At 67.4% G+C, this 12,320-nt stretch carries 13 protein-coding genes; all 13 read left to right on the forward strand.

The window, feature by feature from the left end:
• The first annotated feature begins 48 nt into the window (after positions 1-48).
• The 13 genes from H7H34_RS00895 to metK all read left to right on the forward strand — a co-directional run bounded on the left by H7H34_RS00895 (position 49) and on the right by metK (position 12,291).
• Positions 49-543 carry a universal stress protein gene (locus tag H7H34_RS00895; RefSeq protein ID WP_120270745.1) on the forward strand — a complete coding sequence of 165 codons (495 nt, stop codon included), beginning with the start codon at positions 49-51 and terminating at the stop codon, positions 541-543.
• A 227-nt stretch (positions 544-770) separates the two neighbouring features.
• Complete coding sequence (locus H7H34_RS00900; protein ID WP_120270569.1) at positions 771-1,325, forward strand: NifU family protein; 555 nt, start codon at positions 771-773, stop codon at positions 1,323-1,325.
• Between the two features lie 159 nt (positions 1,326-1,484).
• Positions 1,485-2,153, forward strand: a complete 669-nt coding sequence (gene tsaB, locus H7H34_RS00905; protein ID WP_185923961.1) for a tRNA (adenosine(37)-N6)-threonylcarbamoyltransferase complex dimerization subunit type 1 TsaB — start codon at positions 1,485-1,487, stop codon at positions 2,151-2,153.
• Positions 2,150-2,638 carry a ribosomal protein S18-alanine N-acetyltransferase gene (rimI, locus tag H7H34_RS00910; protein WP_120270567.1) on the forward strand — a complete coding sequence of 163 codons (489 nt, stop codon included), beginning with the start codon at positions 2,150-2,152 and terminating at the stop codon, positions 2,636-2,638. The genes tsaB and rimI overlap by 4 nt, the downstream gene beginning before the upstream one ends.
• 161 nt (positions 2,639-2,799) lie before the next feature.
• The gene (locus H7H34_RS00915; RefSeq protein WP_371811446.1) at positions 2,800-3,183 is read left to right on the forward strand and encodes a Fur family transcriptional regulator; all 384 of its coding nucleotides are present in this window, start codon (positions 2,800-2,802) and stop codon (positions 3,181-3,183) included.
• 4 nt (positions 3,184-3,187) lie between these two features.
• Entirely contained in the window at positions 3,188-4,066 is an 879-nt protein-coding gene (gene olsA / locus H7H34_RS00920) for a lyso-ornithine lipid O-acyltransferase (protein WP_245164931.1), read from the forward strand.
• 136 nt (positions 4,067-4,202) lie between these two features.
• The gene (miaB, locus tag H7H34_RS00925) at positions 4,203-5,684 is read left to right on the forward strand and encodes a tRNA (N6-isopentenyl adenosine(37)-C2)-methylthiotransferase MiaB (RefSeq protein ID WP_185923963.1); all 1,482 of its coding nucleotides are present in this window, start codon (positions 4,203-4,205) and stop codon (positions 5,682-5,684) included.
• 109 nt (positions 5,685-5,793) lie between these two features.
• Entirely contained in the window at positions 5,794-6,837 is a 1,044-nt protein-coding gene (locus H7H34_RS00930) for a PhoH family protein (RefSeq protein WP_120270564.1), read from the forward strand.
• The gene (gene ybeY, locus H7H34_RS00935; RefSeq protein ID WP_120270563.1) at positions 6,834-7,367 is read left to right on the forward strand and encodes an rRNA maturation RNase YbeY; all 534 of its coding nucleotides are present in this window, start codon (positions 6,834-6,836) and stop codon (positions 7,365-7,367) included. Before H7H34_RS00930 ends, ybeY begins: the two co-directional genes overlap by 4 nt.
• An 18-nt stretch (positions 7,368-7,385) precedes the next feature.
• Positions 7,386-8,519, forward strand: a complete 1,134-nt coding sequence (locus tag H7H34_RS00940; protein WP_120270743.1) for a hemolysin family protein — start codon at positions 7,386-7,388, stop codon at positions 8,517-8,519.
• 158 nt (positions 8,520-8,677) lie between these two features.
• Positions 8,678-10,297: an apolipoprotein N-acyltransferase gene (gene lnt / locus H7H34_RS00945; protein ID WP_185923964.1), complete on the forward strand. Its 1,620-nt coding sequence runs from the start codon at positions 8,678-8,680 to the stop codon at positions 10,295-10,297.
• Between the two features lie 207 nt (positions 10,298-10,504).
• Positions 10,505-10,912, forward strand: a complete 408-nt coding sequence (locus H7H34_RS00950; protein ID WP_067223230.1) for a helix-turn-helix domain-containing protein — start codon at positions 10,505-10,507, stop codon at positions 10,910-10,912.
• Positions 10,913-11,118: 206 nt separating this feature from the next.
• Positions 11,119-12,291, forward strand: coding sequence for a methionine adenosyltransferase (metK, locus tag H7H34_RS00955; protein WP_120270561.1), 1,173 nt, complete (start codon positions 11,119-11,121; stop codon positions 12,289-12,291).
• Positions 12,292-12,320 lie beyond the last annotated feature (29 nt).

Consider the following 12,320-nt stretch of genomic DNA (forward strand, 5'->3'; position numbering starts at 1 on the left):
GATCGCTTGGTGCTTGCCGCGCTGCGGCGGCAATGGCAGCATGCGCGCATGGTAGCGATCCGCAAGAGTTTCGAGGAAGGCCACAGGCGCAAGTTTCTCGTCGTCGTCGACGAGACGGCCGAGTGCGACCGGGCCATCGTCTATGCCGCCAAGCGCGCAGAGCGCACCGGGGGCGTCGCCACGCTGCTTTATGTGATCGCGCCCGGCGACTTCCAGCACTGGATCGGCGTGGAGGACATTATGCGCGCCGAGGCGCGCGAGGAGGCCGATGCCTGCCTGGCGCGGGCGGCCGACCGGGTGCGGGCCGTCGCCCGAACGACCCCGGAACTGGTGGTGCGCGAAGGCAACCGGTCCGACGAGATCCTGCAGCTGATCGAAGAGGATGCGGACATCGCCATCCTGGTGCTGGCGGCCGGCAGCGGCTCGGAAGGGCCGGGCCCGCTCGTCACCGCCATCGCCGGCAAGGGCGCGGGCAGCTTCCCCATCCCCGTGACCATCGTGCCGGGCACGCTGGACGACGAATCGATCGCGGCGCTCGCCTGAGCGCAACAAAAGAGCAGACTGGAACCATTCCAATCTGGAAACGCGATCCCCTCCGCTGTATATTGGGGTCAAGACCGCAGCTGATGCAGGCCATGGTGGCTCTGGCGACGCGACGCGAGACCGTGTGGAAGACCTCCGGCCGCGCACCCGCGCAAGGGCACGGTCGGCAGGGACAGGCCTGCGAGGGCGTGCCCAAGGGCCCGGCCCGCTAGACAAGGAAGACCGACATGTTCATTCAGACCGAGGCGACGCCGAACCCGGCGACCCTCAAGTTCCTCCCCGGCCGGATCGTCCTGCCGGAAGGCACCATGGACTTCCGCAAGAGCGAGGACGCCGGAACCTCGCCGCTGGCCCAGACGCTGTTCCAGGTCGATGGCGTGGAAGGCATTTTCTTTGGCCACGACTTCATCTCCGTGACCAAGGGCGACGTCGACTGGCAGCACATCAAGCCGGCGATCCTGGGTGCCATCATGGAGCATTTCATGTCCGGCGCGCCGGTCATGGCCAGCGAGATGTCCGACGAGAGCGACGAGGAGTTCTTCGAAAAGGGCGACGAGGAGACCGTCGACACCATCAAGGAACTGATCGAGACGCGCGTGCGTCCGGCCGTGGCGCAGGACGGTGGCGACATCACCTTCCGCGGTTTCCGCGACGGGATCGTCTACCTGTCGATGCGCGGCGCCTGCTCGGGTTGCCCGTCCTCGACCGCGACGCTGAAGCACGGCATCCAGAACCTGCTCCGGCATTTCGTTCCGGAAGTCGAGGAAGTGCGCGCGATCTGAGCCTGATGGCGTGATCAGGAGGGCGGTCCGGCTGCACGGCGGCCGGGCCGCCCTCGCGTTTTGGCGCAAGCGTTCGAGCCGGGTTCGAGATCCGGGTTGCCCGGCGTCTTAGCCTTTGGTTTTGTCGACTTCTCCCGCCGCCCACGGTTTAGTGATTCCATGCGACTGCTTGCCATTGATACCGCGCTCGACGCCTGCTCGGTCGCCGTCCATGACGGCAGCGGGGATGTGTTGCGCCTGACCTCGGCGAGCGAGGTGCTGGGGCGCGGGCATGCCGAGCGGCTGATGGGCATGATCGGTGAAGTGATGGCCGAGGCGAGCCTGCCCTTTGCCGCGCTCGACCGGATCGCGGTCACCGTCGGCCCCGGTTCCTTCACCGGCCTCAGGGTCGGCCTGTCCGCCGCCCGTGGCATCGCCCTGGTGGTCGGGGCGCCGGCGGTCGGTATCGGCACCCTGGAAGCGCTTGCGGCCACCCTGTCGGCCGGCGAGCCGGTCCGGGCGGTGCTGGCAGCCAAGGGCGGCGAGATCTACGCGCAAGGATTTGCCGCCGACGGGACGCCCCTGGATGCCCCGCAGGCCGTCGATGCCGCAGCCTACGGCGCCGCGCTGCCATCGGGGAGCGCGCTTTACGGCAGCGGCGCCCCCAAGCTGGTGGCGGCGAGCGGACGCGAGGATCTCAGGATCCTGGGCGAGGCCGGCTGGCCGGACATCGCAGCCGTGGCACGCCTTGGCGCCCTCGCCGAAATCGGCAGCCATCCTCCAGAGCCGCTCTATCTGCGCCCGCCCGATGCGGCGCCCGCGCGGCGCGATCTCCGGTTGCTGGCATGAGCTACTGGTGGTTTCTTCCCTCGCCGCCTGTGGTGGAGGAGGCCGTGCCCTCCGACCATGCGGTGCTGGCCGAAATCCATGAACGGTCCTTCCCCAGCGGCTGGAGCGAGGACGATCTTGCAGCGCTCGCCCGCCAGCCGGGCGTCACGATCCTGCAGGCCCGGCGCTCCAGCCTTCTCGGCAGCCGCTCCATCCTCGGTTTCGTGATCCTGCGGGTTGCCGCCGACGAGGCGGAAGTGCTCACGATCGCGGTGGATCCGCGCCAGCGCCAGCGCGGCGTCGGGGCGCTGCTGATGCGGCACGCCCTCTCGCGCCTTTATGCGGACAGGGTGGCCTCGCTGTTTCTCGAGGTCGATGCCGCCAATGCTCCGGCCTTGGCGCTTTACCGCCGTCTCGGCTTCCGCAAGGTGGGCGAACGGCGCGGCTATTATCGCGACAGCGCGGGCGATGGCGGTGCGCTTGTCATGCGTGTCGATCTGGCGTAATCGGCTTGGCGGTATGGCGACGGCCCGCTAGCCGGCCGGCGCACCGGTCGACGGGCGCGAGAAGGAGAGGCGAGATGACCGATTCCGGCAGCCGCAAGGGCGCCGAGACCACGGCCGAGCAGCCGCCTGCCTCGCTGGAGGATCAGTGCGTTGCCAAGGGCATGCGCATGACCGAGCAGCGGCGGATCATCGCCCGGGTGATCGAAGGCGCCAGCGACCATCCCGATGTCGAGGAGCTCTACCGCCGCGCCGTCGAGAACGACCCGCGCATCTCCATTTCCACCGTCTATCGCACGGTGAAGCTGTTCGAGGATGCCGGCATCATCGAGCGCCACGATTTCCGCGACGGGCGCGCCCGCTACGAGACCGTGCCGGAAGAGCATCACGACCACCTGATCGACCTGAAGACCGGCAGCGTCATCGAGTTCCGCAACGAGGAGATCGAGCGGCTGCAGGAGGCCATCGCCCGCAAGCTCGGCTACCGGCTGGTCGATCACCGGCTGGAGCTGTACGGCGTGCCGCTGTCGCCGAAGGACCGGGACTGATCCGATGATGCGCCTGCGCGCCGCGACCGTCCTGGCGACCCTGACGGTGGTGACGCTGCCGCTGATCCCGGTGCAATGGCTGGCGCTGCGCCTGAAGGGTGGGCTGAAGCGCTCCCTGCCCGTCGTCTGGCACCGCATCGCCTGCCGTACTGTGGGCATCCGCGTGCGCGAGATCGGCCGGCCGGCGCGCGAGCGGCCACTGCTGATCGTCGCCAATCACGTTTCCTGGCTCGATATCACCGTTCTCGGCAGCCGCATGCCGCTGTCCTTCGTCGCCAAGACGGAGGTCGCGTCCTGGCCGGTCTTCGGGCTTTTTGCCAAGCTGCAGCGCTCGGTCTTCGTCGACCGGCAGCGACGCAGCGCGACCGGGCGCACCGCCGAGGAACTGGGCACGCGCCTTGCCTCCGGCGATGCCATGGTTCTGTTCGCGGAAGGCACGTCGAACAGCGGCAACGAGGTGCTGCCGTTCCGCTCCGCGCTGATCGGCGCCGCGCGCCATGCGCTGGCCGGCGACGACGGCGAGATGTGGATCCAGCCGTTGGCGCTCGCCTATACCCATCTGCACGGGTTGCCGATGGGGCGGCAGTTCCGCCCGCATGTCGCCTGGTATGGCGACATGGAGATGATACCGCATTTCATGAACGTGGTCCGCCAGGGCGCGGTCGATGTCGCCGTGGTCTGGGGCGAGCCGATCCGCGTGCGGCCCGACATGGACCGCAAGACCCTGACGCGGCTGCTGGAGGACGAGGTGCGCCGCCTCGCCGGCAATGTGCGCGCGGGTCATCCCCCGGCGGGGCCCGAGTTGCCGCCCGCCGCCCCAGCGGCCGATGTGCCGGCCGAAGCGGACGAACCTGCTATTCTCAAGGCGGCCGAAAACGGCTAAAGCAGGCACGACAGGCGAGCGGCCGGGCGCGCGAGGCGCGCCGCCGTTATCGCACCCTTGACACAATCCGTCGGCAAGACTTCAGCCATTGGCTGCCGGACGGCATGCGGCGCGGCAAGACCCGCGCGGAGACAGGATGAGCGAAGAGATCAGCAACGCCCCGGCAGGGGATGGCATCGTCAGCGATCCGGCGGCCGGCCTCGGCGCCGGCACGGCTCCCGCGCGCCGGGTCTTCGTCAAGACCTATGGCTGCCAGATGAACGTTTATGACAGCGAGCGGATGACCGACGCGCTGGTGCCGCAGGGCTACAGCGCTACCGAAACGCTCGAGGATGCCGACCTGATCATCCTCAACACCTGCCATATCCGCGAAAAGGCCGCGGAGAAGGTCTATTCGGAGCTCGGACGGCTGCGCAAGCTGAAGGCCGAGCGTGCCGAACAGGGGCGCGAGACGATGATCGGCGTTGCCGGCTGCGTCGCCCAGGCAGAGGGCGAGGAGATTGCCCGCCGCGCGCCCGTCGTCGATCTGGTCTTCGGCCCGCAGACCTATCACCGGCTGCCGGAACTGGTCAGCCGCGCGGCGGCCGGCGAGAGCGTCGTCGAGACCGAGTTCGAGATCGAGGAAAAGTTCCGCCATCTGTCGAAGCCGCAGGCCGAGCCCAAGGCGACGGCAAGCGGACAGCCGCGCAGCTACACCGCCTTCCTGACCGTGCAGGAGGGTTGCGACAAGTTCTGCACCTTCTGCGTGGTGCCCTACACGCGCGGCGCCGAGGTGTCGCGTGACGTGGCGCAGATCGTCGCCGAGGCCGAACGGCTGGCCGCGCGCGGTATTCGCGAGGTCACGCTGCTCGGCCAGAACGTCAATGCCTGGCATGGTGCGGGGCCGGAGGGCGGCGCCTGGGGGCTCGGTCAGTTGCTGGAGCGGCTGGCGCGCATCGACGGGATCGACCGGCTGCGCTACACGACCAGCCACCCGCGCGACATGGACGATGCGCTGATCGCCGCCCATCGCGACCTGCCGCAGGTGATGCCCTACCTGCACCTGCCGGTGCAGTCGGGCTCGGACCGCATTCTCAAGGCGATGAACCGCAAGCACACGCGCGACGACTATTTCCGCCTGATCGACCGTATCCGCGCGGCCCAGCCGGACCTTGCCCTGTCCTGCGATTTCATCGTCGGCTTCCCGGGCGAGACGGATGCGGATTTCCGCGACACGATGGACCTGATCGAGCAGGTCGGCTTCGCCTCGGCGTTTTCCTTCAAGTACAGTCCTCGTCCCGGCACGCCGGGCGCGACCATGGCCGATCATGTGCCGGAAGCGGTCATGAACGAGCGGCTGCTGGAGCTGCAGGATCTGGTGGCGCGACAGCAGAAGGCCTTCAACGAAAGCCTCGTGGGGCGCACCTGCGAGGTGCTGGTCGAAAAGCACGGCCGCAATCCCGGACAGCTCAACGGGCGCTCGCCCTGGCTGCAGCCGGTACAGTTCGATGCGCACGAAAGCCTGATCGGCGAGATCGTGCCGGTGGAAATCGTCGGAACCGGCGCGAATTCCCTGTTCGCGGGTCTCGCGCCGGGGCACAATAAAGGGCAGGCAACTCCCTTGCGGGCCCAGGCGTGAGGCCCGGACACGGGGTTTCAGGAGGCATGATGCCAGGAGAAGCCGCTTGAACGGCGCCAGCCGGACACCCGGCCGGGGAGGGTACCGCGCCGCGGTCCCCGCTTCGGACATGACCCATGTGGTTCTGGCCTTCGACGACAATCGGCTCGTCGGCGATCTTTTCGGCCAGTTCGACCAGAATCTCGCGCTTATCGAGCAGCGCCTCGGCGTCGATGCGGTGGCGCGGGGCAATCAGGTGATCATCAAGGGGCGCCATTCCGGCTGCGAGCAGGCTCGCCGCGCGCTGGAATCGCTCTATGCGCGCCTGCAGCAAGGCTACGAGCTGCATCCGGGCGACGTGGAAGGGGCATTGCGCATGGCCGCTGCGGAAGAAGCGCAACTCGATCTGCCGACCATCGAGCCGCGCTCGCATCTGACCTATGCCCAGGTTTCGACCCGTCGCAAGACGGTGCTGGCCCGCACCCCGGCGCAGGATGCCTATATCCGCGCGATGGACCGGGCAGATCTTACCTTCGGCGTCGGGCCGGCCGGTACCGGCAAGACCTTCCTTGCCGTCGCCTATGCGGCGGCGTTGCTGGAGCGCGGCGACGTGGCCCGGCTGATCCTGTCGCGTCCGGCGGTGGAGGCGGGCGAACGGCTCGGCTTCCTGCCTGGCGACATGAAGGAGAAGGTCGATCCCTATCTGCGCCCGCTCTACGACGCGCTCTACGAGATGATGCCAGCGGAAAAGGTCGAGCGCGGCTTGCAGTCCGGCATGATCGAGGTCGCGCCGCTCGCCTTCATGCGCGGGCGCACGCTCTCCAACGCGGTTGTGATTCTGGACGAATCCCAGAACACCACCACGATGCAGATGAAGATGTTCCTGACCCGCCTTGGCGAGAATTCTCGGATGATCGTCACCGGCGACCCGAGCCAGGTCGACCTGCCGCCGGGCCAGAAGTCGGGCCTGCGCGAGGCTCTGGCCCTGCTGGAAGGCGTCGAGGGCGTGGCACAGGTGCGCTTCACCGAGGTCGACGTGGTGCGCCACGAGCTCGTCGCCCGTATCGTGCGCGCCTATGACGATGCGGGCCGCGAGGCGAGTGCCGAGCGCGATGCGGCCGAGGCTGCCGCCGAAGCCGCACGGCGGTCCCCACGGCGGGGCCCGGCGGCATGAGCCAGGGCGAAGCTGTGGTGCCGGAGATCGACGTTGCCGTCGAGGCCGACGGCTGGCCGGGCGAAGACGAGCTGGAAGCGCTTGTCGCGCGGGTCGTCGAGGTAGCCTGCCGCGAGGCGGAGCTGGAGCTGGTCGAGGGCGCGGAGCTCTCGGTCGTCTTTGCCGACGATGCGCGCGTGCGCGAGCTCAACCGAGACTGGCGCGACAAGGATGCGCCGACCAACGTCCTGTCCTTCCCGGGCGGAGACGAGGAAGAGCCGCCTTTCGGTCCGCTTCTCGGCGATATCATCCTGGCCCGCGAGACGGTTGTGCGCGAGGCCGGGGAGCTCGACATCGCATTTTCCGACCACGTGACACATCTTGTTGCGCATGGATTCCTTCACCTTTTCGGTTACGATCACCAAATGGAGGACGAAGCCGAGGAGATGGAGGCCCTGGAGCGGCGCATTTTGGCCGTTCTGGGTATTGCAGACCCTTACCGGGACCCTCTGGTGTCCGGAACCGAAACGGAGAGCGAGACGCCCGTGTGAGCGGGCGTGAAAACCGATATGAATGATACAGAGGTCCGAAGTACGACCGACACTCCGGCGTCGCAAAATGCGGCAGCAGGAGCGGCGGCAGAAGCCGCCCAGACCGACGGCGAACCGCAGCGATCGCTGCGCAGCGTGTGGTCCGATGCCCTGAAGCGGTTTGCCGGTCTGCGGCGACCGGGCAACGGTGCGGGCACGCTGCGCCAGAACCTCCAGGACGAACTGGCCCGCGAGGCCGACGACAGCGCGAGCTTCACGCCCGAAGAGCGCATCCTGTTGTCCAACATCCTGCGCCTGCGCGAGGTGCGGGTGGAGGACGTCATGGTGCCGCGCGCCGATATCGATGCGGTGGAGGACACCGTCACCGTTTCCCGGTTGATGGACGTGTTCCGCGAGAGCGGCCATTCCCGCATGCCGGTCTATCATGACGGCCTCGATGATCCGCGGGGCATGGTCCACATAAAGGACCTGATGGCCTATTTCGTCGGCCGCGCGGCCCCGGAAGAAAAGCGCGAGGGCCAGCGCAACGGCGAGGCCGGTACGACGGACGCCGGCGAGGCGCCGGCCAGCAACGAACCGCAGATCTTCGACCTGACCCGCGTCGACCTCTCGTTGCCGCTGGCCGAGGCCAACCTGATCCGTCCGGTTCTCTTCGTGCCGCCGTCCATGCCGGCGACCGACCTGATGGCGAAGATGCAGGCCGACCGCGTGCAGATGGCACTGGTCATCGACGAATATGGCGGCACCGAAGGTCTCGTCTCGCTGGAGGACATCGTCGAGACCGTCGTCGGCGACATCGAGGACGAACACGACGAGGACGAGGAGGCGATGATCCAGAAGGTCGCCGACGGCGTCTGGGTCGCCGATCCCCGCGTCCCGGTCGAGGAAGTCGAGGAAGCGGTGGGAACCGACTTCCAGCTCGGCGATCTTGCCGAGGAAGTCGACACGCTGGGTGGCCTGGTCTTTACCCTCGTCGGACGCGTGCCGGTGCGCGGCGAGCTGCTCGCCGCACGCGAGTTTCCCGGCTACGAGTTCGAGGTGCTCGACGCCGACCCGCGCCGTATCAAGCGGCTGCGGATCCGGGCGCGACGTCCCGAGGCCCGCCTCACGGAAACGCGCCGGCGCCTGCGCCGGCCGGAGTCGGCCAACTAGAGCGCAAACACGCAATCTTGATGGAAGCCGTGCCCGTGCGCCCGATGGCGCGCGGGCGCGGCTTTCGCTTCACTTGACCGGTGCCGGGGTGCCGGGAATGGTCCGGTGACGGGCGACTGATTCGCCCTTGTGTTGCACGCATCGCGGACGCGCGCCGGATGCGCAAAGCAGGAGCCGACACCGTGCTGCGCCTCGCACAGGTTTTCCTTCTCGCTCATGGCTGGCGACGCTGGCTGCTGGCGGCTCTGGCCGGTGCCATCGCTGCGCTCGCCATGCCGCCCTTCGGGCTTTTTCCGGTCCTTGCCCTGTCGATGCCGGCGTTGGTCTGGCTGCTCGACGGAGCGATCTCGGACGAGATGGGCTGGGCGCGCCGCCTGCGACCGGGCTTTGCGATCGGCTGGTGGTTCGGCTTCGGTTTTCATCTGGCGGGCCTGTGGTGGGTCGGCCGGGCGTTTCTCGTCGAGGCGGACGTCTTTGCCTGGATGATTCCCTTTGCCGTCGTGCTGCTGCCGGCGGGCCTGGCGCTGTTCACCGGCCTTGCGACCCTGGTCGCCGGTCTTGCCTGGCGCGACGGGCCGGACCGGCTGTTGCTGCTGGCACTCGTGCTGACGCTGGCCGATTGGCTGCGCGGCCATGTGCTTACCGGCTTTCCGTGGAACCTGTGGGGCTATGCCTTCGGCGACTACACGGTCTTGATGCAGCCGGCGGCACTGGTCGGGGTCTATGGGCTCGGTCTTCTTGTCGTGACCGTGTTCTGCGGGCTTGCCGGCTTTGCCGACGGCACGCGGGGCGGGCGGCGGATGGGGGGCGCCTCTCTGCTGCTGTTGGCCGTGGTCGCCGGCTATGGCGCCGCGCGCTTGTCGCTCGCGCCGGTGTCGGGCGGCGAGGAGATCGCGATCCGCGTCGTGCAACCCTCGATTCCGCAGGAAGAGAAGTGGCAGCCGGAAAACCGGGCGCGGGTGTTCCAGACCTATCTGGAGGCAAGCCGTGCGCCCTGGCAGGGCGCGGAGGGCGATGCCGAACTGCCGCGTCTGGTGATCTGGCCGGAATCCGCGCCGCCCTTCCTGCTGACGGAGGCGCCGGAGGCGCTTGCCGCCATCGCCGATCTGCTGCGCGACGAGGATACGCTGGTGACCGGGGCGATCCGCGCCAGCGTCGAGGATGCCGGGCGCCGGGTGTTCTACAACTCCGTCTTCGTCATCGACGGGGAAGGCACGATCCGCGACGCCTACGACAAGGTACGCCTCGTGCCCTTCGGAGAATACCTGCCCCTCGGCGATCTTCTGGAGGGGATCGGCCTGACGAAGCTGGTGGAACTGCCGGGAACCTTCCGCGCAGGCTTTCGCCACCGCACGCTGGAGCCGGTCGCCGGGCCGGCATTCCTGCCGTTGATCTGCTACGAGGCGATCTTCCCGCAGGCCGCTACAACCCGCGATGGCCGGCCGGGGTTTCTGCTGAACGTCACCAATGATGCCTGGTTCGGCGACACGCCGGGCCCCCGCCAGCATTTCGTCCAGTCACGCATGCGGGCGGTGGAACAGGGGTTGCCGGTTGTGCGCGCAGCCAACACGGGCATATCAGGAGTTGTGGATCCCTATGGGCGGGTGCTGGAGATGCGCCCCCTGATGGAGGCGGCAACGATCGACACGCGGCTTCCTTCTGCGATTTCCGCAGGGGCATTTGCGCGATATGGACAGACTGCCTTGTCAATTTTCCTGATAGTTTTTCTTGGCACCCTTCTGATAACGCGTTACTTAGGTTATGCGCGTAATGATTGACGGGCTGGCGGGCAGCACGGCATCATAACAACCGGGATATCCTGTTGCGTAGAACAGGTTGCAACCCTTTGAACCGGCGTCGGTTCTTCCTCGATGTTTTGATGTCCGGATACACGTATCCGGCGAGAACGTCTCGGGTCGAACAAAGAAACGCTGGGTAAGATAAGTATGGTCACAGCATTCGAAAGACCCGGAAAGAAGACGGACATGAGCAGCAAGAAGGCACCGAACCCCATCGACGTGCATGTCGGCAGCCGCGTGCGACTGCGTCGCATGATGCTTGGCATGAGCCAGGAAAAACTTGGCGAAAGCCTTGGTATCACGTTTCAGCAAATTCAGAAGTACGAAAAAGGCACCAACCGCATCGGCGCAAGCCGGCTGCAGCACATCGCCACGATCCTGAAGGTCCCGGTTGCCTTCTTCTTCGAGGATGCGCCCGGCACGCCGGAGGACGCCAGCGGCTTCGGCGAAGCCAAGCCGGCATCCTACGTGGTCGATTTCCTCTCCTCTTCCGAGGGCCTGTCGCTCAACAAGGCCTTCGTGCGGATCGAGGACGCCAAGGTGCGTCGCCGCGTCGTGGATCTGGTTCGCGCGCTGGCTGGCGAAGAAGTCTGATACCAGGATTTGATGGTGCGGACGGGTGGTGACGGCAGCGCTGTCGCCCCCCGTCCGCAGGGCCCGATGCTCCGCGGCGCGAATGCGCTGGCGCGGGTTGCGGTCCCGCATGGCTTGACGAGCCGTCGTCTTCGCTGGCATGTGTCGTGCGTGGCGGCGGGGTTCCCTGCCGCTTCTTTCTATTCTTCCCAGAAGGACGGTTGAACGTGGCTCGTCAAGATTATCTCTTCACTTCCGAATCCGTGTCGGAAGGCCATCCGGACAAGGTCTGCGATCGCATCTCCGATACGGTCGTCGATGCCTTCATCTCCGAGATGCCCGAGGCGCGCGTTGCCTGCGAAACGCTGGCAACCACCAATCGCGTCGTGATTGCGGGTGAGACCCGCGGTCCCGCGTCGATCACCAACGAGTACATCGCGCATCTGGCCCGCATGGCCATCCGCGACATCGGTTACGAGCAGGAAGGCTTCCACTGGGAGACCTGCGACGTCGCCGTCCATCTGCACGCCCAGTCGGCCCACATCGCCCAGGGCGTTGACGCGGCCGACAACAAGGACGAAGGCGCCGGCGACCAGGGCATCATGTTCGGTTACGCCTGCCGCGAGACGCCGGAGCTGATGCCGGCCCCGATCTATTACTCGCACAAGATCCTCCGCCTGCTGGCCGAGGCCCGCAAGTCCGGCAAGGAGCCGGCGCTCGGGCCGGATGCCAAGAGCCAGGTCACCGTGCGCTACGAGAACGGTCTGCCGGTCGGCGTGACCTCGATCGTGCTGTCGACCCAGCACCTCGACCCCAAGCTGACCTCGCATGACATCCGCGCCATCGTCGAGCCCTACATCGTCACGGCGCTGCCGGGCGGCTGGGTCACCAAGGACACGGCCTGGCACGTCAACCCGACCGGTGCCTTCGTCATCGGCGGTCCCGACGGCGATGCCGGCCTGACCGGCCGCAAGATCATCGTCGACACCTATGGTGGTGCTGCCCCGCATGGCGGCGGCGCCTTCTCGGGCAAGGACCCGACCAAGGTCGACCGCTCGGCCGCCTACGCGGCCCGCTATCTCGCGAAGAACGTGGTCGCGGCCAACCTCGCCGACCGCTGCACGATCCAGCTGTCCTACGCCATCGGCGTTGCCGAGCCGCTGTCGGTCTATGTCGACCTGCACGGCACCGGCAATGTCGAGGAAGCGAAGCTGGAGAAGGCCCTGCGCGAGGTGATGCACCTGACCCCGCGCGGCATCCGCCAGCACCTCGGCCTGAACCGGCCGATCTACGCCCGCACGGCCGCCTATGGTCACTTCGGCCGCGAGCCGGAGGAGGACGGTGGCTTCTCCTGGGAGAAGATCGACCTCGTGCACGCGCTGCGCGACGCCGTCGCTTGACACTGCGCCGGGCCGCAAGGCCCCGGCCT

It is taken from the genome of Stappia sp. 28M-7, from assembly GCF_014252955.1.
GTDB lineage: Bacteria > Pseudomonadota > Alphaproteobacteria > Rhizobiales > Stappiaceae > Stappia.